The organism is Cellulomonas sp. NPDC058312 (assembly GCF_042880135.1).
Lineage (GTDB): Bacteria > Actinomycetota > Actinomycetes > Actinomycetales > Cellulomonadaceae > Cellulomonas.
In genome coordinates this window covers 734,782-756,217 of the sequence record NZ_JBHVZE010000003.1, presented here as the reverse complement: position 1 = coordinate 756,217, position 21,436 = coordinate 734,782, and the positions used below count along the sequence as shown (strand labels likewise).

The 21,436-nt window shown below is 76.4% G+C and carries 20 protein-coding genes; 10 read left to right on the top strand and 10 right to left on the bottom strand.

Translation table 11 applies throughout. From position 1 onward, the window contains the following. Positions 1-51 precede the first annotated feature (51 nt). Positions 52-1,482, top strand: a complete 1,431-nt coding sequence (locus ACFVXN_RS12405) for a PQQ-binding-like beta-propeller repeat protein (RefSeq protein ID WP_389232486.1) — start codon at positions 52-54, stop codon at positions 1,480-1,482. 16 nt (positions 1,483-1,498) lie between these two features. Here ACFVXN_RS12405 and ACFVXN_RS12400 read toward each other — a convergent pair whose 3' ends face one another. Further along, positions 1,499-1,774, bottom strand: coding sequence for a helix-turn-helix domain-containing protein (locus ACFVXN_RS12400; protein WP_389232483.1), 276 nt, complete (start codon positions 1,772-1,774; stop codon positions 1,499-1,501). Positions 1,775-1,839: 65 nt separating this feature from the next. Between ACFVXN_RS12400 and map the strand changes: the two genes are divergently transcribed. Together map and ACFVXN_RS12390 are read left to right on the top strand one after the other, a co-directional pair. Further along, a complete protein-coding gene (map, locus tag ACFVXN_RS12395) occupies positions 1,840-2,619 on the top strand; it encodes a type I methionyl aminopeptidase (protein ID WP_389232480.1) in 780 nt (259 codons plus the stop codon). Between the two features lie 94 nt (positions 2,620-2,713). After that, a complete protein-coding gene (locus ACFVXN_RS12390) occupies positions 2,714-3,325 on the top strand; it encodes a dihydrofolate reductase family protein (protein WP_389232477.1) in 612 nt (203 codons plus the stop codon). A gap of 3 nt (positions 3,326-3,328) precedes the next feature. Here the strand turns inward: ACFVXN_RS12390 and ACFVXN_RS12385 are convergent, their stop codons facing one another. Next, on the bottom strand, positions 3,329-4,042 hold the full coding sequence (locus tag ACFVXN_RS12385) for a hypothetical protein (RefSeq protein ID WP_389232474.1): 714 nt from the start codon (positions 4,040-4,042) through the stop codon (positions 3,329-3,331). Positions 4,043-4,286: 244 nt separating this feature from the next. Between ACFVXN_RS12385 and ACFVXN_RS12380 the strand changes: the two genes are divergently transcribed. After that, on the top strand, positions 4,287-5,213 hold the full coding sequence (locus ACFVXN_RS12380; RefSeq protein ID WP_389232472.1) for an Fpg/Nei family DNA glycosylase: 927 nt from the start codon (positions 4,287-4,289) through the stop codon (positions 5,211-5,213). Between the two features lies 1 nt (position 5,214). On the opposite strand, the gene ACFVXN_RS12375 is transcribed toward ACFVXN_RS12380, so the two are convergent. From ACFVXN_RS12375 to ACFVXN_RS12365, 3 genes are read right to left on the bottom strand one after another with little or no spacing between them, the layout of a single operon-like run. Next, positions 5,215-5,670, bottom strand: a complete 456-nt coding sequence (locus ACFVXN_RS12375) for a GNAT family N-acetyltransferase (protein ID WP_389232470.1) — start codon at positions 5,668-5,670, stop codon at positions 5,215-5,217. Positions 5,671-5,689: 19 nt separating this feature from the next. Continuing rightward, positions 5,690-6,349, bottom strand: coding sequence for a DUF1684 domain-containing protein (locus ACFVXN_RS12370; RefSeq protein ID WP_389232467.1), 660 nt, complete (start codon positions 6,347-6,349; stop codon positions 5,690-5,692). Positions 6,350-6,353: 4 nt separating this feature from the next. Then, complete coding sequence (locus tag ACFVXN_RS12365) at positions 6,354-6,572, bottom strand: hypothetical protein (RefSeq protein ID WP_389232464.1); 219 nt, start codon at positions 6,570-6,572, stop codon at positions 6,354-6,356. 61 nt (positions 6,573-6,633) lie between these two features. Here ACFVXN_RS12365 and ACFVXN_RS12360 point away from each other — a divergent pair, with 61 nt between their 5' ends. After that, a complete protein-coding gene (locus ACFVXN_RS12360; protein ID WP_389232461.1) occupies positions 6,634-7,578 on the top strand; it encodes an LLM class F420-dependent oxidoreductase in 945 nt (314 codons plus the stop codon). Here the strand turns inward: ACFVXN_RS12360 and ACFVXN_RS12355 are convergent. Next, a complete protein-coding gene (locus tag ACFVXN_RS12355; protein WP_389232459.1) occupies positions 7,559-8,815 on the bottom strand; it encodes a hypothetical protein in 1,257 nt (418 codons plus the stop codon). The genes ACFVXN_RS12360 and ACFVXN_RS12355 overlap by 20 nt on opposite strands. Before the next feature lie 178 nt (positions 8,816-8,993). Here ACFVXN_RS12355 and ACFVXN_RS12350 point away from each other — a divergent pair, with 178 nt between their 5' ends. Beyond that, positions 8,994-10,331, top strand: a complete 1,338-nt coding sequence (locus ACFVXN_RS12350; RefSeq protein ID WP_389232456.1) for a uracil-xanthine permease family protein — start codon at positions 8,994-8,996, stop codon at positions 10,329-10,331. 26 nt (positions 10,332-10,357) lie between these two features. Here the strand turns inward: ACFVXN_RS12350 and ACFVXN_RS12345 are convergent, their stop codons facing one another. Together ACFVXN_RS12345 and ACFVXN_RS12340 are read right to left on the bottom strand one after the other, a co-directional pair. Beyond that, positions 10,358-11,029: a LytR C-terminal domain-containing protein gene (locus ACFVXN_RS12345; protein ID WP_389232453.1), complete on the bottom strand. Its 672-nt coding sequence runs from the start codon at positions 11,027-11,029 to the stop codon at positions 10,358-10,360. Continuing rightward, positions 11,019-11,327: a type II toxin-antitoxin system VapB family antitoxin gene (locus ACFVXN_RS12340; RefSeq protein WP_389232450.1), complete on the bottom strand. Its 309-nt coding sequence runs from the start codon at positions 11,325-11,327 to the stop codon at positions 11,019-11,021. The genes ACFVXN_RS12345 and ACFVXN_RS12340 overlap by 11 nt, the downstream gene beginning before the upstream one ends. Before the next feature lie 178 nt (positions 11,328-11,505). Between ACFVXN_RS12340 and ACFVXN_RS12335 the strand changes: the two genes are divergently transcribed. After that, the gene (locus ACFVXN_RS12335; RefSeq protein WP_389232447.1) at positions 11,506-14,370 is read left to right on the top strand and encodes an EAL domain-containing protein; all 2,865 of its coding nucleotides are present in this window, start codon (positions 11,506-11,508) and stop codon (positions 14,368-14,370) included. On the opposite strand, the gene ACFVXN_RS12330 is transcribed toward ACFVXN_RS12335, so the two are convergent. After that, positions 14,253-16,823, bottom strand: coding sequence for a hypothetical protein (locus ACFVXN_RS12330; protein WP_389232445.1), 2,571 nt, complete (start codon positions 16,821-16,823; stop codon positions 14,253-14,255). The genes ACFVXN_RS12335 and ACFVXN_RS12330 overlap by 118 nt on opposite strands. A gap of 129 nt (positions 16,824-16,952) precedes the next feature. Here ACFVXN_RS12330 and pheA point away from each other — a divergent pair, with 129 nt between their 5' ends. Beyond that, the gene (gene pheA, locus ACFVXN_RS12325) at positions 16,953-17,915 is read left to right on the top strand and encodes a prephenate dehydratase (RefSeq protein ID WP_389232442.1); all 963 of its coding nucleotides are present in this window, start codon (positions 16,953-16,955) and stop codon (positions 17,913-17,915) included. Positions 17,916-17,966: 51 nt separating this feature from the next. Here pheA and ACFVXN_RS12320 read toward each other — a convergent pair whose 3' ends face one another. Then, positions 17,967-19,109: a diacylglycerol/lipid kinase family protein gene (locus tag ACFVXN_RS12320; protein ID WP_389232440.1), complete on the bottom strand. Its 1,143-nt coding sequence runs from the start codon at positions 19,107-19,109 to the stop codon at positions 17,967-17,969. A gap of 160 nt (positions 19,110-19,269) precedes the next feature. On the opposite strand from ACFVXN_RS12320, the gene serS reads away from it, so the two are divergent. Together serS and ACFVXN_RS12310 are read left to right on the top strand one after the other, a co-directional pair. Further along, entirely contained in the window at positions 19,270-20,580 is a 1,311-nt protein-coding gene (serS, locus tag ACFVXN_RS12315) for a serine--tRNA ligase (RefSeq protein WP_389232437.1), read from the top strand. After that, positions 20,577-21,389: an HAD family hydrolase gene (locus tag ACFVXN_RS12310; protein WP_389232434.1), complete on the top strand. Its 813-nt coding sequence runs from the start codon at positions 20,577-20,579 to the stop codon at positions 21,387-21,389. Before serS ends, ACFVXN_RS12310 begins: the two co-directional genes overlap by 4 nt. Positions 21,390-21,436: the final 47 nt, after the last annotated feature.

The following is a 21,436-nucleotide window of genomic DNA, read 5'->3' as shown; positions in this document are numbered from 1 at the left end:
GCCCGTCGCGCGGGCGCGGAGGGGACGCGGGGTCTCCTACAGTGGCGCGGCATGGGGGCAGGGCGGATGGACGAGGTGGACCTGGTCGACGACGAGGTCGGCGGCGGGCGGTCCGCCGCCACCGTCGACGACGCGCGGCGCCGAGCCCGGCGGGCGCGGGGCGCTCGGCTGCTGCGGCGCTGGTGGCCGGTTCCGGTGCTGGTCGTCGCCGCCGTCGTCACGGGACAGCTCGTGGGTGACGCGCGAGCGCGTGCGGACGTCGAGCGGCTGCGGCAGACGCCGGGCGTGCTGTCCGCGACCCTGACCCCGCCGCTCCAGGGGCGCCCGTGGGGCGAGTCCTGGACGGGCGGCGTCGCCTACCAGGGCGCCCGCGCGGAGGGCGGTCTGGTCGTCGGCGTCGCGCACCCGGAGCTCGACGACGGCTGGGTGGTCGTGGCGCTCGACGAGGCCACGGGCACCGAGGTGTGGCGGGTGCCGGTCGGTGCACCGTCCGACGGTCCCGGCGGGGCCGGGTGCGTCGCCCCCGCGGAACCCGCGCGCTCGTTGTGGTGCACGCTGACGTCGCGCGCGGACCCGGAGTCCCCCGGTCTCGCGCCCAGCCACCTCGTGCACGTGGACCTCGTGAGCCGGTCGGTGGTGGCCGAGCGGGAGCTGCCGCCCGGCACCACCGCGACGCCGGTCGGCGACCTGCTGGTGGAGACGGCGCAGGTCGGCGCGGAGCTGGTGGCCACGGCCTCGCCGGCCGACGGGGGTGCGCCGGTGTGGTCCACGGCGCTGCCCGACCCGTTCACCGGCGGCGACGGCAGCGGGCCGTGGGTGCGCCGGGTCGGCGGTCACCTGTGGGTCGCGGGCGGTACCCGGACCTGGTCGCTCGACCCCGGCAGCGGGGCGGTCGAGGCATCCGGCGCGGCGCTCGAGGTGCTGCGCGGCGACCGCCTCGCGACGGTGGAGGGCAGCAGCAGCACCCGCCTGCTGGGTGTCGCGGGGGACGGCACCGCCGCGGCCGCGGGCCAGCCGGTGCCGGTCGAGGTCGACGACGGGAGCAGGCCCGACCTCGTGCTGCTGCACCGTGCCGTCGGGACGCTCGACGAGCAGCTGCGCGCCGTCGACGCCGAGACCGGCGAGCCGGTCTGGGAGCGCCCGGTCGCCCGGTCGCCGGCGAGCGCGGTGCTGGTCCTGGACGGCGTGGTGGTCGGCAGCGGCCCGGACGGCGTCTGGGCGCTGGACCTCGCCACGGGTGCGGAGCGCTGGTCGACTCCGGCGTCCGGCCCGGCGCCGGACGCGCGGCTGCTGACCGACGGGGTCGCGGTGCTGCGGGTCGAGCGCGACACGGGCTCCGGTGACGACGTGGTCGCGGCCTACCGGCTCCGGGACGGGGCGGCGCTGTGGACGACGCCGCTGCCGGTCGAGGTGGGGTACCTCCAGGCGCTGGGCGGGACGCTGGTCGCCCGGTCGGGGACGGGCACGGTGGTGATCGGCTGACCGACGGTCGGGCGGACTAGGACGCGAGCCGCTCCGCCCGCGTGGCGGCAGGGCGGTCGACCTCGGACCAGAGGTCGTCGAGCGAGAGGCCGAGCACCGCGGCGACGGCGGCGACGGTGGAGAACGCGGGGGTCGCGACCCGGCCCGACTCGATCTTGCGGAGCGTCTCCGGCGAGATGCCGGCGTCGAGGGCGGTGGTGAGCATCGAGCGGTCGCCGCGGGCGCGCCGCAGCAGGGCGCCGAGGCGCTGCCCGCGCTCGATCTCCGCGGTGGTGAGCGGGAGTCGGACCATGCGCCGACTCTAACCCGGGATAGTCTTACCGGGATAGTTATCACCACCGCCGGGAGGCACCCCGCATGATCGAGATCCTCGACGCCGCCGAGCTGACCCGGGCGCGGGCGACCGGCGCGCTGGTCGCCGACATCCTGGACACGCTGCGCGAGCGCGCCGTGGTCGGGACCAACCTGCTCCAGATCGACGCGTGGGCCCGGGAGATGATCCTCGGCGCCGGCGCGGTCTCCTGCTACGTCGACTACGCCCCGTCGTTCGGTCGCGGACCGTTCGGCCACTACATCTGCACGGCCGTCAACGACGCGGTCCTGCACGGCCTGCCGCACGACTACGCGCTCGCGGACGGGGACCTGCTCACCCTGGACCTCGCGGTGCTGCTCGACGGGATCGCCGCCGACTCCGCGATCAGCTTCGTCGTCGGCGCCACGCGGCGGGACGAGGACGTCGCGATGATCGAGACCACCCGCCGCGCGCTCGCCGCGGGCATCGCCGCCGCCCGGCCCGGCGCGCGGACCGGGGACATCGCGCACGCGATCGGCACCGTCCTGACCGGGGCCGGCTACCCGGTGAACACGGAGTTCGGCGGGCACGGCATCGGCTCGACGATGCACCAGGACCCGCACGTCGCGAACACCGGCCGCCCCGGTCGCGGGTTCCCGCTGCGACCCGGGATGCTGCTGGCGATCGAGCCCTGGATCATGGCCGACACCGACGAGCTCGTCACCGACGCGGACGGGTGGACCCTGCGCAGCGCCACGGGCTGCCGGACCGCGCACAGCGAGCACACCATCGCGATCACCGCGGACGGCCCGGAGATCCTCACGCTGCCGACCCGCGCGCGCTGAGACCGGCGGGCCGAAGGGGTCTGGTCACGACGGGGTCGCCCGGGGTGTGATGGCGGGGTGCCGCACCCGGCGGCCCGACCGCGGAGGTCCCTCGATGGCGACGATCGTCTCCACCCTGTTCATCTCGCTCGACGGCGTCGCGGAGGTCGACCCGGCGTGGCACTTCCCCTACTTCGACGACCGGATGGGCGCCGCGGTCGGGGAGGACTACGCCGACGTCGACCTCCTGCTGCTCGGGCGGGTCACCTACGACAGCTTCGCCGGCGCGTGGCCGGACCGGGAGGCGGCGGGCGGCGAGGACGCGACGTTCGCGGCGCAGCTCGGCGACACCCGCAAGGTCGTCGCGACCCGCGGCGACCAGGACCTCGGGTGGCGCAACGCCGAGCGCCTCGACGGGGACCTGCCCGCGGCCGTCGCGGCGCTCAAGGCCCAGCCCGGGCTCGGCAAGATCCTCGTGCCCGGCTCGCTGTCCGTGGTGCGCCAGCTGCTCGCCGCCGGGCTGCTCGACGAGCTGCGTCTGCTGGTGCACCCCGTCGCGGCCCGGAAGGGCGAGCGCCTGTTCGACGAGGGCGAGCCGATCTACCCGCTGCGGCTGCTGCGCTCCGACGTGCTGCCGACCGGCGTCGTGCGCCTGGTCTACGCGCCGGCCGCGCTCCCGGGTGCGCAGGGCTACGAGGACGTCACCGGGTCGCTGCCCGGCGCCTGACGCTCAGCCGACGACGCCCGCGACGGCCGCCTCGACCGCCGCGCGGGCGTCGTCGACGCCGCGGCGCGCCGCGATCACCCGGTCGATGTCCTCCGGGTCGGTGACCGGGGTCGCGCGCGCGACGACGGCCGCGTCGAGCGCCGCCCGCAGCGCGTCCCGGGCCGCCGTGGCCCCGGAGCCCGCCGCGTAGGCCTGCTCGCCCGCGGCGACGGCCTGGTCGACCGCCACCAGGGCGGCCTCGTACACCTCGACCTCGGCGGCGAGCTCCCAGTAGTAGCTCCCCTCCAGGACGTCCTTCGAGCCGGAGTCGACGGCGGCGAACCGCTCGCGGGCCTGGTCGGTCCGGCGGTCAGCCTCCGCCGCGCGCTCGGCGACCGAGCCGTCCGTCGGCGCGCTGGTGTCCAGTTCCGCCGCGTCGTCCACCACGGCGGTGAACTCGTCCTGCACCGCGGGGTCGATCCGGCCGTCCGTCGACGCGAGCAGGTCGCGCGCGGTCACGACGCGCTCGTCCAGCTCCGCGGCGGTGGACCCCAGGCGCTCGAGCGCCTCGTCCAGGTCCGCCTGCGCCGCGGCCCTCGCCCGCTGCTGCCCGACCAGCCACAGCCCGCCGAGCACCAGCACCGCCAGCACCGCGACCACGAGCCCCGTGACCAGCACCGGGCTCGGGCGTCGACGCCCCCGGGCCGTCGCGGTGGCGTCGGACGTGCTGCTGACCATGCGGGACCTCCGGACGACGGCGACGGGCCGCCCCATCGTGCCACCCCCCCACCCCCCACCCGCACCCGCTCCCGCACCCCACCCGCTCCGCCCGACGAGAGGTCACGACACGCGGGCGCGCGGGCGACGCACCCAGCGTGTCGTGACCCCTCGTCGGGGACAGCGACGGGGAGCGGGGACAGCGACGCGGGAGCGGGGACGGGGCGGGGCGGCACGGCGGCGGGGGCGCGCCTAACCTGGGCGGATGCCCGAGGGTCACACCGTCCACCGCATCGCCCGCCAGTTCGACCGGGACCTCGTCGGCCACCGCCTGGCGGTGTCGTCGCCGCAGGGGCGGTTCGCGGCGGGGGCCGCGCTGCTCGACGGCCGGGAGCTGCTGGGGTCGTCGGCGGTCGGCAAGCAGCTGTTCCTCACGTTCGAGGGCGGTCACGTGCTGCGGGTGCACCTCGGGCTGTACGGGGCGTGGGACCTGCACGGCGTGGTGTCCCCGCTGGCCGAGGGGTCGGACGCGGTCGCGAGCCTCGGGGCGCCGCGGGTGCGCCGCTCGGTCCGGATCGGCGAGGAGGAGCGCGAGCGCGACGACGACGTCGACGTCCCGGACGCGCCGTTCCCGCCGGCCCCGGTCGGGCAGGTCCGGGTGCGGCTGGCGGCGGAGGCGACGGTCGCGGACCTGCGCGGGCCCACGGCGTGCGAGGTGCTCGACCCGGCGGCCGCGGCGCTGGCGGTCGCCCGCCTGGGGCCGGACCCGGCGTCCGACGACGGCGCGGGCGGCGACGAGATGGTGCGGCGGCTGACGTCGCGCGGGACGCCGGTCGGCCAGCTGCTGATGGACCAGGCGGTGGTCGCCGGGATCGGCAACATCTACCGCGCGGAGCTGCTGTACCGCGCGCGGCTCGACCCGCACGTGCCCGGCAGGCGGGTCCCGGCCGAGACGGCGCGGGCGCTGTGGGACGACTGGTCGGTGCTGCTCGCGGACGGGATCCGCACGGGCGTGATGCTGACCCGCGAGGACCTGGACGACGCGGGCCGCGCGGCGGCGCTGCGGGACCGGTCGCTGCGGCACTGGGTCTACGGGCGCGGCGGTGAGCCGTGCCGGACGTGCGGCACCCCGGTCGTCGTCGAGGAGATGGCGGGGCGCAAGCTCTACTGGTGCCCGACCTGCCAGCGCTGAGTCAGGCGGTGGGCCCGGGTGCGACCAGCGTCATCGGCAGGTGCGGGATGCCGTCCTCGACGTCGTTCGCACCCGCGCGGGCGAACCCGAACCGCGCGTACCAGTCCTCGAGGTGCGCCTGCGCGTGCAGGTGCACCGTCGCGCCGGGCCGCACCAGGGTGAGCCCGTGCCGGATCAGCGCGGCGGCGACGCCCCGTCCCCGGGCGGCCCCGGCGGTCGCCACCCGGCCGATCGCGGGCTCGTCGCCGGAGGCTCGCAGCACCCGGATGCAGCCGAGCACCTCGCCGTCCTCGTGCGCCCAGATCTGCAGGGTGTCGTCCAGCAGGTCCTGGCCGTCGAGGTCGGGGTACGGGCAGTCCTGCTCGACGACGAACACGTCGACGCGCAGCCGCAGCAGCGGGTACAGCTCGGCGGCGGTGATCGTGGCGGCGGTGCGGGTCTCGATCGTCAGGGGCACCGGACCAGCGTAGGCGGCGCTACTCGAGCTCGAAGTCGGCGACGATCAGCGGGTCGGGCTGCTGCTCGCCGACGGGAACCTCCGCGTCGAGCACGTTGCCGCGGGTCGCGAGCGGGCACGCCCACGCGGGGTCGTACGCGCACGACGGGTTGTAGGCGAAGTTGAGGTCGAGCACGAGGCCGCCGTCGGCCGCGCGGCCCAGGTCGGCGTGCTTGACGGTGTCCAGCAGGTACCGGCCGCCGCCGTAGGTGCCGCGCCCGGCGGTGCGGTCCTTCACGGGGATGAAGATGCCGCCGCCGTAGCTGCGCAGCGCCCACACGGACAGCCCGCCGAGGCCGTCGAGCTCGACGCGGCCGACCCGGTCGAACGGGACGACGCCGTCGGTGCCGGTCGCGACCTCGAGCCGCTGCGCGGAGGTGGCGCGCACCCGGACCTCGAACCGGAAGGCCGGGTCGTAGGGCGCCACCGACAGGCCGGTGAACACGGCCTTGGCCGCGGGCCGCAGGGGGGACGCGGCGTGCTCGGCGAACAGCTCGTCGCGGCGGGCGACCCACTCGGCGTGCGCGGCGGCGGGGTCGGACTCCGCGATCCGGCGCACGTCCGCGTAGGTCTGGGCGGTGCGTCGGCGCCAGTCCGCGACCGCGAGCGCGTCGAGGGCCAGGCCGAGCTGCGTCACCATGCGCTCACGGTCTCACGGACGGGCGCGTCCGCGCGGGTCGAGCGCGCGGGGCCCGGTCGAGCCGGCGCAGCGCGCGCACCTCGCGGACCGCCGTCGCGGCGCTCACCAGCGCGACGAGCAGCGCCCACACGGCGCCGCGTGCGGCCAGCACCAGGCAGACCACCGTCAGCGTCAGGGCGCCCGCGACCACGGCGAGGCTCGACCACCGGATGCTGCGCAGCACGCCGACGACGCTACCCCGGCGTCGGCGTGCACGGCTCCGCGGGCGTGAAAGGCTCGGGGGCATGGACCTGAGGATCTTCACCGAACCGCAGCAGGGCGCGACCTACGACGACCTCCTGGCCGTGGCGCGTGCCACGGAGGAGCTGGGCTACGACGCGTTCTTCCGCTCCGACCACTACCTGACGATGGGCGGCGACGGCCTGCCCGGTCCGACCGACGCGTGGACGACGCTCGCCGGTCTGGCGCGCGAGACCAGCCGGATCCGGCTCGGCACGCTCGTCACCTCCGCCACGTTCCGGCACCCGGGTGTCCTCGCGATCCAGGTCGCGCAGGTCGACCAGATGTCGGGCGGCCGCGTCGAGCTCGGGCTCGGCGCCGGCTGGTTCGCCGAGGAGCACGCGGCGTACGGCATCCCGTTCCCGGAGAAGCGGTTCGGCCCGCTGACCGAGCAGCTCGAGGTCGTCACCGGCCTGTGGGGCACGCCGGTGGGCGAGACGTTCGACTACGCCGGCGAGCACTACACCCTGACGCGCAGCCCCGCGCTGCCGAAGCCGGTGCAGGCCTCCCCGCTGGACCCGTCGAAGGCGGGGGTGCCGGTGATCGTCGGCGGTCTGGGCCCGAAGCGGACCCCCGCGCTGGCCGCCCGGTTCGCCACCGAGTTCAACCTGTCGTTCCCCGCGCTGGACGTCGTGGGCGAGAAGTTCGAGACGGTCCGCGAGGCGTGCCGGACCATCGGCCGCGACCCGCAGTCCCTGACGCTGTCCGCGGCGCTCGTGCTGTGCGCGGGCCGTGACGACGCCGAGGTCGACCGCCGGGCCGCCGCGATCGGCCGCGACCCGAAGGAGCTGCGCGAGGTCGGCATCGCCGGCACGCCGACCGCGATCGTCGACCGCCTGGGCTCGCTCGCCGAGCTGGGCGCGACCCGCGTCTACCTGCAGGTGCTGGACCTGCACGACCTCGACCACCTGGAGCTGGTGGCCTCCGAGGTCATGCCGCAGCTGCGCTGAGTCCGGGCGCCCGCGACCGGTCCGCACGCCCCGTGCGGACCAGGTCGCGGGCCACCACCACCGCGAGCACGACCAGCAGCACGTTGCGGAGCGCGAGCACCAGCGTCGGGCCCGCCTGCTGCAGGGTGATCGCGTCGTAGGCGACCGGGAACACGACCTGCGTGAGCCCCGCGACCACCAGCACCAGCACCGCCGGCACCCGCCAGGACCGCAGGCCGGCGAGCCCGGGCCGGGCGAGGCCGACGACCACGGGCCCGGCCAGCCAGCCGACGAACTGCGGCGAGCCGACCTTGTTCGCCAGGATCAGCACGACCGCGAGCAGCAGCGCCCCGCGCGCGAGGAACCCCGCGGTGTCCAGGGCGTCGCCGGCGCGCAGCCGCACCCACGCGAGCAGGCCGGTGACGAGCGCCAGCGCGACCGGCAGGACCAGCCCCAGCGCGGCGGCGACGCCCGCGGTCCCCGGCCCGGCGATCTCCCAGGTCGTGATCGCGTCGTTGAGCACCACCCGCACGTCGGGGCTGGTGATGCCGGCGACCAGCCAGGGCGTCGCGGCGACGGACTCGAGCTGGAGCCCGCGGTCGCCCTGCTCGGTGAGGAAGCTCGTGAGGTGCCCGAGCCCGCCGCCGGCCGCGACCGCGCCGACCACCACCACGCACACCGCGGCGGCGGGCAGCACGAGGTCCCGCCAGGGGCGGCGGACGACGAGCACGAGGGCCAGCAGCAGCGCGCCGGGGGCGACCTTGACCCACGCACCCGCCGTGAGCAGGGCGGACGCCACCGCCGGGTGCCGCAGCGCGACCGTGAGCGCGACGACGACGACCGGCGCGACCACGGCGTCCAGCCGCCCGACCGCCACCGGACCGAGCAGCAGCACGAACCCCAGCCACCACCACGCGCCGACCGCCGGGTCGTGCCGGGGGGCCTCGACGACGCCGCGGACACCTGTCGCTCCCGCGCCGGCCCGGCGCAGCAGCACCAGCACCGCGACCGCGTTCAGCAGCGCGACCATCGCGGACCAGGCGAGCGCGTACGGCCGGGTGCCGACGGCGTCGACCAGCGCGGGCAGCGCCATCGGCACGACGGCCCCGGCGGGGTACACCCAGTCGCCGTCCAGCACGGGCCACACGCCCTGGTGCAGGCCCTGCCACATCCACCAGCGGTACAGGTCGAGGTCCCAGAAGGCCCGCGCGGGGATCAGGACGGTGCCGACGTACGTGATCCAGCCGTGCACCAGCACGAACGCGGTCCACAGGGCGGGGCGCGAGCGCAGCAGGCGGTCGATGACGTCACCTCGGGCGTGGGCGGGCGGGCGCGGGCGTCCACACCCTACGCGGGCGCCCGACCGGGTGAAGCCGCCCGGTAGCCTGCCCCCGGCGCGCGGACGGTCCGCCGCGCCACGAGGAGGCGGGACCGGCGTGAGCGCGATCGGGTGGCGGGTGCACGGCGACGGCAGGCGCGTCGAGCCGGGGGCGGTCGTCGCCCCGGACGAGCGGCTGTCCTGGCCCCGGACCATCGGGATCGGCATGCAGCACGTCGTCGCCATGTTCGGCGCGACGTTCCTGGTGCCGCTGCTCACCGGGTTCTCCCCGGCGACGACGCTGCTGTTTTCCGCCCTCGGCACCGTCGTGTTCCTGCTGGTCACGGGGAACAGGCTGCCCTCGTACCTGGGCTCGAGCTTCGCGTTCATCGGCCCGATCGTCGCGGCGACCGCGTCCGGCGGGCAGTCCGCGGCCGTCGGCGGCGTGCTGCTCACCGGCGTGCTGCTCGCGCTGATCGGCCTCGTGGTGCACCTCGCCGGCTCCCGGTGGATCGACCTCGTGATGCCCCCGGTCGTCACCGGCACCGTCGTCGCGCTGATCGGCTTCAACCTCGCGCCGACCGCGTGGGGCACCTGCGACGACAGCGGCGCGTGCAGCGGGTTCCGTGCCGCGCCCGTGACCGCCGTGGTCACCCTGGCGGCGATCGTGCTCACCGGCGTGCTGTTCCGCGGCATCCTCGGCCGGTTGTCGATCCTGGTCGGCGTCGTGATCGGCTACGCGGTGGCGACCCTGCGCGGCGAGGTCGACTTCACCGCCGTCGGCGAGGCCGCGTGGGTCGGGCTGCCGGAGTTCGTCACCCCGACGTTCGAGCCGCGGCTGCTCGGGCTGTTCCTGCCCGTGGTGTTCGTGCTGATCGCCGAGAACGTCGGCCACGTGAAGTCCGTCGCCGCGATGACCGGCAAGGACCTCGACCCGCTCACCGGCCGCGCGCTGCTCGCCGACGGCCTGGCCACCACGCTCGCGGGCGTCGGCGGCGGCTCCGGCACCACCACCTACGCGGAGAACATCGGCGTGATGGCGGCGACCAAGGTGTACTCGACGGCGGCCTACTGGGTCGCGGCCGCCACCGCGCTGGTGCTGAGCCTGTCCCCGAAGTTCGGCGAGCTGATCAACACGATCCCCGCCGGCGTCCTCGGCGGCGCGACCACGGTGCTCTACGGGATGATCGGCGTGCTCGGCGCCCGGATCTGGGTGCAGAACAAGGTCGACTTCTCGAACCCCGTGAACCTCACCACGGCGGCCGTCGCGCTGGTCATCGGCATCGCGAACTACACGTGGGCCGTCGGCGACCTCACGTTCGAGGGCATCGCGCTGGGCTCGGCCGCGGCGATCGGCGTCTACCACCTGATGCGGGCCGTGGCCCGGTGGCGCGGCACCACCCAGGAGCCGGCGTCCCCGGCGTCCGTGCCGGGCGGGACCGAGCTCGGCCGCTGAGGCGGGAGGCGGACCGGCCGGGGGCGTCAGCCCTCGGCCGGGGGCGCGGTCTCCTCGGGTGCCGGCGGCGGCGTGGGCTGCGGGACCGCGGTCACCTGGTCGAGGGCGATGCAGCCCTCCGGCACGGCGAACGGCTGGTCCACGACGAGCACGACGTCGGCCGCCGCGACCAGCGCGTTGTACGTCTTGCCGACCACGACGTCGACGGTCGCGTCCGCGCGGGTGTCGAGCACCAGCTGCGGGGTGTCGAACTGCGCGGCGACGGTGTACGCGGCGGCGACGCCCTGCGTGCCGAACTGGATCAGCGCCGTGCCGTCGTACCCGGTGTAGCCCATCGCGGCGGCGTTGTTCTGCGACGCGACGACGAACCCCCGGGAGGCCAGGGCGGACGCGGTGTCGCCCGCGAGCCCGACCCGGCTGGTGGAGTTGAGGACGTTCACCGTCACCTGGCCGTACGGGACGGGCGTGGCGCCCTCGGGCGGGCACGGCGAGTTCGCCGCGGCCAGGCCCGTCGGGGCGGGGGACGAGAAGCCGCGCGCGAGCAGGGGCGGCGTCCAGCTGCCGGTGTAGACGGCGGCGGCGCCGAGCGCGGCGACCGCGAGGCCACCCAGCAGGACGCCGAACACGACGGCCTGGCGCTCGCGGACGTGCCGGTGGCGTCGCTGACGGGCGGCGTCCGGGGTGCGGTCAGCGCTCATCGTTCTCGATCACGAGGACGCGCGCGTGCAGCACGGGCCGCTGGTGCAGGGCGGCACGCACGGCACGGTGCAGGCCGTCCTCCAGGTAGAGGACGCCGCGCCACTGCACGACGTGCGCGAACAGGTCCCCGTAGAACGTGGAGTCCTCCGACAGGAGGTTGTCCAGGTTGAGGTCCCGCTTGGTGGTGACCAGCTCGTCCAGGCGGACCTGGCGCGGCGGCACCTCGGCCCACTGCTTGGGCGTGACGAGGCCGTGATCGGGATAGGGCCTGCCCTCGCCCACCGACTTGAAGATCACGTCGGCGAGTCTAGGGGCATCCGCGCTGCCGCAGGGCGATCGGCTCGCCCGGCGGCGCGCACCCGGGTGAAGTTCGCCACAGGGGTCGCGTCCGGACCCCTCGCGACCGATGGGAGGTGTACGCGCTGGTCCGCCGCCGGCGGCGCGGACCGCCGTGACGAGCCCGAGGGAGGTGCGGATGCCGCTCGACGCCCGTCGGCGCGCCCGTCGCCGGCTGCGCTTCATCCTCGCCGTGCTGATCCCGCTCGGCCTGGTGCTGACCCTGGCGTTCTCCGCGCTCGACGCGCAGCAGCAGCGCGAGCGGATCCACGCCGCGACCCGCGCGCAGCTCGCCGTCACGGCGGAGTCGGTCTCCGGCCGCGTGGACGTGCAGACCCGGCTCGCCGTCGCGGCGGCCCGGCTGCTCACGCCGACCGGGACCACCTCCTGGGGCGACGGGGTCGCCGAGTGGGACATGCACGTCCCGGTGCTCGGCGTGGCCGAGGGCGTCGTGGCGGCCGACGACCACAGCGCCGGCGGCGCGACCGCCGGGATCGGCTGGGTGGCGGCGTCCGACGGGGCCGACCCCGCCGCACCGGTGCACCTCGCGCCCGCCGGGACGATCACCCCGCACGGCGTCACGGTCGGCGGCATGGTCCGTTCGGGCGCACCGTCCCTGCTCGACGGCCTGGTCGCGGGCACCGGCGCCCCCTCCGCGCTGTCCGCCGTGGCCGCGGCGCTCACCGTCGCGCGGGACACGGGCCGGCCCGCCCTGTCGGCCGTCTACCCGGTGGACGCCCTGACCGCCGACAGCCACCCGGCCGACACGGGCCTGGTCGCCCGGGCGGGCTCGGCGGTGGGGCCGGAGGCCGCGGTGGTCGCTCCCGTGTACGACGCGCCCGCCCCGCCCGACGACGTCGCCGCACGGCAGCGGCTGCTGCTCGGCTGGACGGTCGTGACGTTCCGGGTCGCCCCGCTGCTCGACCAGGTGCCCACCCGGCCCCGCGACGCGATCGTCGTGCGCGACGGCGCGACCGTGCTGGGCGAGCTCGCGGACGGCACGGCGGGCACGGTCCCCGCCGCCGCACCGGACCGCGCCGGCCCCGGGACCGCGCAGACCCTCGACGTGCCCGTGGCCGGCCGGACCTGGACCCTCGTCGCCGCCCCGCAGGCCGAGCCCGGGCCCCTCGCCTGGTTCCCGCTGGTGCTCGGGCTGCTGCTGACCGGGCTGGTCGTCGGGCTGATGGGCTCCCGGGCCGCAGCGGAGGTGCGGGCGGTGGTGCTCGCCGCGGAGCGGACCCGGGCGCTGGCGCTGCGCACCCGGGACCTGGAGTCGATCACCCGCAACACGCCCGACGCGCTCGCCCGGGTGGACGCGGACGGCTGCCTGCAGTTCGTGAACGAGGCGATGCGGCGCGCGGCCTCGCTCACCGAGGACGACCTCGGCCGCACGGTCAAGGAGCTGTCCGGTCGGTCCGCGGTGATGGACGCCGTCCGCGCGCTCGCGCACCACATGATCGCCCTGGGCACCGAGCCCGGGGTGGACGTCGACGCCGACCCCCGGCGCCTGATCAGCATGTCGGCGCCGTCCGGCGGCCACTGGTACGACGTGCGCGCCGTCCCCGAGCCCGGCCCCGACGGGGGCGTCGACTCGGTGCTGGTGGTGGCGCGGGACGTCACCCGGTTCCGCGAGGCGCAGGACCGGCTCACGCACGCGGCCACGCACGACTCGCTGACCGGCCTGCCGAACCGGGACCTCGCGCGCGAGCGGGCCGTCGCGGCGCTGGCGACCTCGCGGGAGGGCACGGCGCTGCTGCTGCTCGACCTCGACCGGTTCAAGCTCGTCAACGACTCCTACGGCCACGTGGTCGGCGACGAGCTGCTGCAGCGGGCCGCGGGCCGGGTCGCCGCGGACCTGCCGGACCGGGCGACCGCCGCGCGGCTCGGCGGCGACGAGTTCGTGGTGCTGCTGCCCGACGTGGACGCGGCGACGGCCGAGCGGGTCGCGCGGCGGCTGGTCACCGCGTTCGACGAGCCGTTCGTGCTGCGCGACGAGGAGTTCGCGGTCGGGTGCAGCGTCGGCGTGGTGCACGCCGAGCCCGGCGCGATGCCCTGGGACGAGCTGCTGCGCTGCGCCGACGTCGCGATGTACGGGGCGAAGGCCGCCGGCGGCAGCACCCACCACTGGTACGAGGAGCACGGCGCCGACCACGCGCGCCAGCGGCTGACGATGGCCGCCGACCTGCGGCGCGCGGTCGAGGAGGGCGAGGTCACGCTCGTCTACCAGGCCGAGGTCGACCTCATCACCGGGCGCGTCGAGGGCGTCGAGGCGCTGATGCGCTGGACCAGCCGCACCCGCGGACCCGTCTCCCCGGCGGAGTTCATCCCGGTGGCGGAGGAGACCGGCCTGATCGGCGACCTCGGTGCGTGGGCGCTGGACCGCGCGCTCGGCGAGGTCAGCGCGCACAACCGCCGCACGGGCGCGGACCTGCGGGTCTGGGTCAACGTGTCCCCGCGGCAGTTCGCGGCCGCCAAGGACCGCCCGGACCTGGTGACGCTCGTGGTCGACACGCTCGCCGCGCACGACGCGCCGCCGAGCTGGCTCGGCATCGAGGTCACCGAGAGCGCGCTCGCCGACGACGCCCGCGCCGTCCCCATGCTGCGGGCGCTGCGCGAGACGGGCATCGGCGTCGCGATCGACGACTTCGGCACCGGCTACTCGTCGCTGTCCCGGCTGCACGACTACCCGGTGACGCTGCTGAAGATCGACCAGTCGTTCGTGCAGGGACTCGGCGGCGGCGGCCCGGTGGGCTCGCGCGCGGGCGGCGTGGTCGAGGCGATCGTCGCGCTCGGCCGGTCGCTGGGCGCCGACGTGATCGCCGAGGGCGTCGAGGACGAGCCCCGGTACACGGCGCTGCGGTCCCTCGGCTGCGACCTCGCGCAGGGCTACCTGTTCGGGCGGCCCTCGGCGTTCGAGCTGGCCGTGCGGCCGGTCGACGTGCCCGGTCCGGCGCTGCCGGGGATGGTCGGCGCGAGGCCGCCAGCGTTCCGGACGGTGCGCTGACCGTCGGCCTCGTCCTCGGCCTCGGCGCCGTCGTCCGTGCCGGGATCGGCCCCCGGCACGGTCGCCGACGCCGGCAGCAGCAGCATCCAGCTCGCGCAGACCGCGGCCAGCAGCGGGACCGCCAGGCCGATCCCCGTCGCGGGGATGACCACGCCGGAGTCGTTCAGCGCGAACCCGATGCCGAGCGTGACGGCGAGCGCGATCAGCCCCTTGAGCAGCATCGGCGCGTCCGTGGCGAGCCGGCGCACGGGGGCCCCGCCGGACAGCCACGCGTACGGGCCGCCGTCGGGGGCGCTGACCGCCGACCGCGCGGGCCGGCCGACCAGCAGCACGACCAGCAGCAGGCCGCCGATCGCCAGCAGCGTCTGCTCGCTGCCGAACAGGATGCCGAGGTTCGCCTGGCCCTTGCGCAGCAGCACCGTCCACAGGCCGCCGTCGAGCACGGTCTCGATGAACGCGCCGAGGTGGGTGCGCTCGTCCGGGGGGCGCAGGTAGTCGAGGGTGGCGATGCCGATGACCGTCACCGCGCCGGCGGCGAGCACCAGCAGGACCCGGCGCCAGTTCAGCCGGATCCCGGCGGCCAGCAGCGCGAGGATGCCGAACCCCGGCACGAGGGCGGGCGGGCCCCCGAAGTCGGCGCCGATGCTCGGCGTGCCGTTGACGACCGTCGCGGTCACGCCCATCACGGCCACGACGCCGACCGCCAGGCCGCGACGGCCCCGGCGGAGCAGCGGGTCCGCGAGCGCGACCGTCGTGAGGATCATCGCCGTGGCGAACAGGGCGAACGCCGGGTTGCCGAACCCGTAGAACCGGCCCGCGACGAGCGACCCCGGCCCCATCATCGAGTCCAGCGCGAGGCGGGCCCCGGTCGCCACGTCGACCGCGAGGACCAGCGCCGTGACCGCGCCGACCACGCCCAGCGGGCCCAGCAGCCGCGTGCGCCACCAGGGCGCCGCGAGCGTGAGCGCGGTGATGAGCGCGGCGAACCCGACGACCACGACCACCAGCGCCCACGCGGGCGAGGACGACCGCCACCACGGGACCAGGTTCGCCAGGAACGTCGACACCGGCACCGCGGCCACCAGCACCGCCGCGACCCGCAGGCCGTGCAGCACCCGGCGCGGGTGCTCGGGACCGGCGTGGTGCCCCGGGCGGAGCCGGTGCAGGAGGTCCAGCCACCAGCGACGGACCCGGCTGTTCAGGCCGACCATCACCAGCAGGTACAGGGCCAGGTTCGCGCCGACCCACCACACGTAGAAGCTGCCGACCAGGGGCTTGGCGGCCTGCGCCTGGCGGTTCTGGTCCATCAGGTACGCGACCCGCTCGCCCGCGGTCGCGTCGTCCGGCGAGAACCGGATGCCCGACCCGACCAGCGCGCCCGCGGGGGCGCGGTCGCGGACGCCCAGCGCGTCGAGCACGGTCGGCGCGATGTCCGTGGCCTGGAGGTAGCCGGGCTGCCGGGTCGACTGCGAGCCGATCAGGCCGCCCGCGTAGACGTCCCCGGACGGGGTCGGGCCCGTCGCCGCGGCGACCTGCAGCTGGGCGCGGCGGCTGGAGTCCGCGAGGGAGAACAGCAGCACGGTGGTGTCCGTGCGGGACGCGGCGACCGCGTCGAGCACGGCGCCGACGTGCGCGTCGATGGCCTGGACCTGCTCCGCGCGGGTGGGCTCGATGACGACGTCGGTCCCGGACACGTCGGGGGCCTGCTCGCCCTCGCCGGTCGCGGTGCCGTCCGCCTCCGAGCGACCGCGCGTCTGGTAGCCCGGGTCCCGCACCACGCCCGCGTCGACCACGACCAGGCGGGACGTGGCGAGGGCGTCCCCGACGACCGCCTCGAGCGCGTCGGCGTCCGCGGGCTCGCGCACGTGGGTCCCGACGGGCATCCCGTCGGCGCCGGCCAGAGCGATCGCGGCACCCGGCCCGACGCCCGTCGCCGTCACCCCGGCGGCCGCGACGGTGTCGCCCAGCAGCCCGAGGCGGGAGTCGTACGGCGAGGCGTCGGTCGCGTCGAGGTAGTCCTGCCACCCCGGGACCGCGCCGTTGGCCAGCGGGTCGCGCAGCGTGCGGCAGGTGCCGTCGGCGACCCGCACGTCGTCCGAGCGCCCGCCGGCCGAGACCGCGAGCCAGCCCGCGCTGGGGCAGGTGTACGACCAGCGGCTGCGCACCACCGTCGTCCCGACCGACGCCTCGCGGGACAGCTCCCACAGCGACGGCGTCGTGAGCGACCCGAGGTCGTCCCAGCGCAGCCCGGTCACGCCGAGCAGCACCACCGGCTGCTCGGGCGCGGGCTCCTGCGCGGCGGCGGCCGTCGGGGCGGCGGTCAGCCAGCCGGTGCTGACGGCGACCAGCGCCAGTGCGACGGCGAGCAGCCGGGCGCCGGGCGCGCGGCGCCGCGCCGGCTGGGGCGGTCCGCCCGGGTCGGACGGGCACGGCACGGGCGTGGACAGGAGCACCGTGCCAGCGTACGGGCGCACTACTGTCGGTCGCGTCGTGCCGGGCGTCCCCGCCCGCACGTGCACCCGCGCCGCACAGGGCGCTCACCGCGTCCTCACGAGCGCCGCCCGCACCACCCGGAGGTCCCGATGCCCGGCCGCACCCGCTACGCGTACCTCGGACCCGCGGGCACGTTCACGGAGGCCGCGCTCCGGCAGGTCGCCGACCCGAGCGAGGCGGAGTACCTCCCGCAGGCCGACGTGGTCTCCGCGATCGAGGCGGTCCGCACCGGGCAGGCCGACCGCGCCGTGGTCGCCATCGAGAGCACCATCGAGGGCGGCGTCACGGCGACCCTCGACGCGCTCGCCGTCGGCAGCCCGCTGGTGCTGCACCGCGAGGTGCTCGTGCCCGTGGGCTTCACGCTGGTCGGGCGGCCCGGGGTCGCGCTCGCGGACGTCCGCCGCGTCGCCGCGCACCCGCACGCCTGGGTGCAGTGCCGCCGGTGGCTCGCCGCGCACCTGCCCGGCGCCGTGCACGTGCCCGCGACGTCCAACACCGCCCCCGCCGCGCTGCTGGCCGAGGCCGCCGGGTCGTCCGACGCCGGGGAGGCGCTGGGCTTCGACGCCGCGCTCGTCCCGCCCGCCGCGCCCGCGCACTACGGGCTCGAGGTCCTCGCGGAGGGCGTCGCCGACAACCCCGACGCGGTCACCCGGTTCGTCGTCGTGGGCCCGCCGGGGGAGGTCCCGCCGCCCACGGGTGCCGACAAGACCACGCTCGTCGTGCACCTGCCCAGCAACGAGGCGGGCGCGCTGCTGACGATGCTCGAGCAGTTCGCGGCGCGCGGCGTGAACCTGTCCCGCATCGAGTCCCGGCCCATCGGGGACTCGCTCGGCCGGTACTCGTTCTCCCTCGACGCCGAGGGGCACATCGCCGAGGAGCGGATGGGCGAGGCGTTCATGGGCCTGCACCGGGTGTGCCCGCTGGTCCGGTACCTCGGGTCCTACCCGCGGGCCGACGGCCGCGCCGCCGACGTGCACCTCGGCACCGCCGACCCCGACTTCCGGGCCGCGCGGGACCGCCTGCGCTCCGTCCGCGGCGGCACGTCGGTCTGACGCGGGGCCGGGGCCGCGGTCGGCCGCGGGCCGGGGTCGGGCCGGCGCGGGTCAGGGGTGCGCGACGCGGACGACCAGCGCGCCCGGGTCGACGCGCGCGGACAGCTCGGTGACCTGCCCGATGACGTCGCCGTCGACCTGCACCCACTCGCCGCCGTCGATCTCCACGTGCACCTCGCGGGCGCGGGCGTGGTCGATCCGGCCGATCTTCGCGGGCAGCTCGGTGCGGACGCCCACGCCCTGCAGGACCACCTCGCCGAGGAGCTGCGCCCAGCCCGCGACGCCGCCGCGGGTGTCGATCGCCGCGACGTCCAGCCAGCCGTCGTCGAGCACCGCGTCCGGCAGCAGCGTGATCCCGCCCGGCAGCCGGCCGCAGTTGCCGATCAGCAGGCTGCGGACCCGCGCGGGCTCGGCGTTCTCGTCGTCCAGGCGGACGGTCGTGCGCAGCCGGCGGCCGTGCAGGTGCTTGATGCCGGCGACGAAGTAGGCCATCCAGCCGACCCGCGCCTTGAGGTCGTCGTCCGCGTCCGCGACCATCGCCGCGTCGAAGCCCACCCCGGCGATCACCAGGAAGATGTGGTCCCGCGGGACGTCGGTGTCCGCGGGCAGGTCGTCGGCGGCCTCGGCGATGTCGTCGTCCACCCCGGACTCGAACTTCAGCACCCGCAGCCAGCCGACGTCGATCGTGCGGTCCGTGCCGTCCAGCGCGATCTGCAGCGCGGCCATCGGGTCGCCGATCGGGATGTCGAGGTTCCGCGCCAGCAGGTTGCCGGTGCCGACCGGGACCAGCCCCATCGGGACGCCCGTGCCGACCAGGCCCTCCGCGACCGCGCGCACCGTGCCGTCGCCGCCCAGCGCCACCACGACGTCCGCCCCGCGGGCGACCGCGTCCCGCGTCTGCCCGACGCCCGGGTCCTCGAGGGTGGTCTCCAGCCACAGCGGCTCGGGCAGGTACTGCTCCGCGCACGCGCGCCGCACCTGGGCGCGCAGGTCCGGCACGTCGGGCTTCGAGGGGTTCGCGACGAACGCCACCAGCGGCCGGTGCGGTGCCGGCTCGTCGGGCGCGGACACGGTCCCCACGACGGTCCCCGTCCGGCGCGTCGGGGCGGTCCGCCGCCAGACGACCGCGGAGACCCCGAGGGCCACCACGGACAGCACGGCGGCGACGAGCGCGAGCCATCCTTCCCAGGTCATGCGCCGAATCTACGGCCCCGCGTCCCCGTCCCGCGCGGGGTGGATCCACCCGGGACGGCGCGCCGGGCGTGTCGAGCGCGACCCCGCCACCCCGGACCGGGTGGATCCACCCGGGGGACTGGGGGCGGGCCGGGGTGGCGGCGGTCGGTACGCTCGCCTGGTGATCGATCTGAAGCTGCTCCGGCAGGACCCCGACGTCGTCCGCGCCAGCCAGGTGGCCCGCGGGGACGACCCGGGGCTCGTGGACCAGGTGCTCGACGCGGACGCCCGCCGCCGCGCCGCGCTCACCGACTTCGAGCAGCTCCGCGCGGAGCAGAAGTCCCTGGGCAAGCAGGTGGCGTCCGCGCAGGGCGACGAGAAGCAGGCGCTGCTGGCCCGCGGCAAGACGCTCGCCGAGCAGGTCAAGGCGCTGCAGGCCGACGCCGACGCCGCGGAGGCGCACGCCACCGAGCTCGCGCGCCGGATCGGCAACGTCATCGAGGACGGCGTCCCGGCCGGCGGCGAGGACGACTACGTCGTGCTGCGGCACGAGGGCACCCCGCGCGACTTCGGGGCCGAGTACGGCGCGGACTTCCGGGTCCGCGACCACCTCGAGCTGGGCGAGGGCCTGCAGGCGATCGACACCGAGCGCGGCGCGAAGGTGTCCGGCGCGCGGTTCTACTACCTGACCGGGATCGGCGCCCGCCTCGAGCTCGCGCTGCTGAACGCGGCCGTCGACCGCGCGCTCGCCGCCGGGTTCACCCCGGTCATCACGCCCACGCTGGTCAAGCCCGAGATCATGGCGGGCACCGGGTTCCTGGGTGCGCACGCGGACGAGATCTACCGCCTGGAGGCCGACGACCTGTACCTGGTCGGCACCAGCGAGGTGGCGCTCGCGGGCTACCACTCGGGGGAGATCCTCGACCTGTCGGCGGGTCCGCGGCGGTACGCGGGCTGGTCGGCGTGCTACCGGCGCGAGGCCGGGTCGTACGGCAAGGACACCCGCGGCATCATCCGGGTGCACCAGTTCCACAAGGTCGAGGCGTTCAGCTACACGACCGTCGAGGACGCCGCCGACGAGCACCGCCGCATCCTGGGCTGGGAGGAGCAGATGCTCGCCCTGGCCGGCCTGCCGTACCGGGTGATCGACACGGCGGCGGGGGACCTGGGGTCGAGCGCCGCGCGCAAGTTCGACTGCGAGGCGTGGCTCCCGAGCCAGGAGCGGTACCTCGAGCTGACCTCGACGTCGAACTGCACGACGTTCCAGGCCCGGCGCCTCGGCGTCCGGGAGCGGACCGCGGACGGCGAGGTCCGTCCGGTCGCGACCCTGAACGGCACCCTCGCGACGACCCGCTGGATCGTCGCGATCCTGGAGAACCACCAGCAGGCCGACGGCTCGGTCCGGGTGCCGGAGGGGCTGCGTCCGTACCTGGGCGGCCTCGAGGTCCTCGAGCCGACGGCCCGCGCCACCACCGGAGGCGGATCCCGATGACCCACCCGCGCACCGCGGCCGGCACGCTCGTCGCGCTGGACGTCGACGGCACGCTGCTCACCTACGACGGCGTGGTCTCGGACGAGGTGCGCGGCTGCCTGGCGTCGCTGCGGGACGCGGGGGCGCACGTCGTCCTCGCGACCGGTCGCGGCGTGCGCAGCGCGGTCCCGGTGGCGCAGGACCTGGGGATCACGTCCGGCTGGGTGGTCTGCTCGAACGGCGCCGTGACGGCGCGGCTCGACCCGTCGCTTCCCGGCGGGTACGAGGTGACCAGCACGATCACGTTCGACCCGGAGCCGGCGCTCCGGCTGCTCCAGATGGAGCTGCCCGACGCGCTGTTCGCCGTCGAGGACCTGGGCCACGGGTTCAAGGTGTCGCGGGCGTTCCCGGAGAACGAGCTCACGGGCGACCAGACGGTGGTGCCGTTCGACGACCTGGTGGCCGAGCCGGCGACCCGCGTCGTCGTCCGGGACCCGGGGAGCACGCCGGAGGAGTTCCACGCGCTCGTCGAGCGGGTCGGCCTGCACCAGGTGTCGTACGCGGTGGGCTGGAGCGCCTGGTTGGACCTCACCCCGGGCGGGGTGTCGAAGGCCAGCGCGCTGGAGGAGGTCCGGCGCGCGCTGGGCGTCGAGCCGTTCGCGACGGTGGCGGTGGGCGACGGCGGCAACGACGTCGAGATGCTGCGCTGGGCCGCCCGCGGGGTGGCGATGGGGCACGCGTCGGAGCACGTGCGGCTCGCGGCCGACGAGGTCACCGGCTCGATCGACGACGACGGCGCCGTCGCGGTGCTGCGCAGCATCGGGCGCTGACGGGCCCGCGAACCTGCGGACCGGCGCCTCGCGGGGCGCCGCGCGCG

Excerpts from the sequence above, each read along its gene's own strand:
- ACFVXN_RS12405 (WP_389232486.1), top strand. The coding sequence starts at position 52 with ATGGGGGCAGGGCGGATGGACGAGGTGGACCTGGTCGACGACGAGGTC.
- ACFVXN_RS12400 (WP_389232483.1), bottom strand. The coding sequence starts at position 1,774 with ATGGTCCGACTCCCGCTCACCACCGCGGAGATCGAGCGCGGGCAGCGC.
- map (WP_389232480.1), top strand. The coding sequence starts at position 1,840 with ATGATCGAGATCCTCGACGCCGCCGAGCTGACCCGGGCGCGGGCGACC.
- ACFVXN_RS12390 (WP_389232477.1), top strand. The coding sequence starts at position 2,714 with ATGGCGACGATCGTCTCCACCCTGTTCATCTCGCTCGACGGCGTCGCG.
- ACFVXN_RS12385 (WP_389232474.1), bottom strand. The coding sequence starts at position 4,042 with ATGGTCAGCAGCACGTCCGACGCCACCGCGACGGCCCGGGGGCGTCGA.
- ACFVXN_RS12380 (WP_389232472.1), top strand. The coding sequence starts at position 4,287 with ATGCCCGAGGGTCACACCGTCCACCGCATCGCCCGCCAGTTCGACCGG.
- ACFVXN_RS12370 (WP_389232467.1), bottom strand. The coding sequence starts at position 6,349 with ATGGTGACGCAGCTCGGCCTGGCCCTCGACGCGCTCGCGGTCGCGGAC.
- ACFVXN_RS12360 (WP_389232461.1), top strand. The coding sequence starts at position 6,634 with ATGGACCTGAGGATCTTCACCGAACCGCAGCAGGGCGCGACCTACGAC.
- ACFVXN_RS12345 (WP_389232453.1), bottom strand. The coding sequence starts at position 11,029 with ATGAGCGCTGACCGCACCCCGGACGCCGCCCGTCAGCGACGCCACCGG.
- ACFVXN_RS12335 (WP_389232447.1), top strand. The coding sequence starts at position 11,506 with ATGCCGCTCGACGCCCGTCGGCGCGCCCGTCGCCGGCTGCGCTTCATC.
- pheA (WP_389232442.1), top strand. The coding sequence starts at position 16,953 with ATGCCCGGCCGCACCCGCTACGCGTACCTCGGACCCGCGGGCACGTTC.
- ACFVXN_RS12320 (WP_389232440.1), bottom strand. The coding sequence starts at position 19,109 with ATGACCTGGGAAGGATGGCTCGCGCTCGTCGCCGCCGTGCTGTCCGTG.
- ACFVXN_RS12310 (WP_389232434.1), top strand. The coding sequence starts at position 20,577 with ATGACCCACCCGCGCACCGCGGCCGGCACGCTCGTCGCGCTGGACGTC.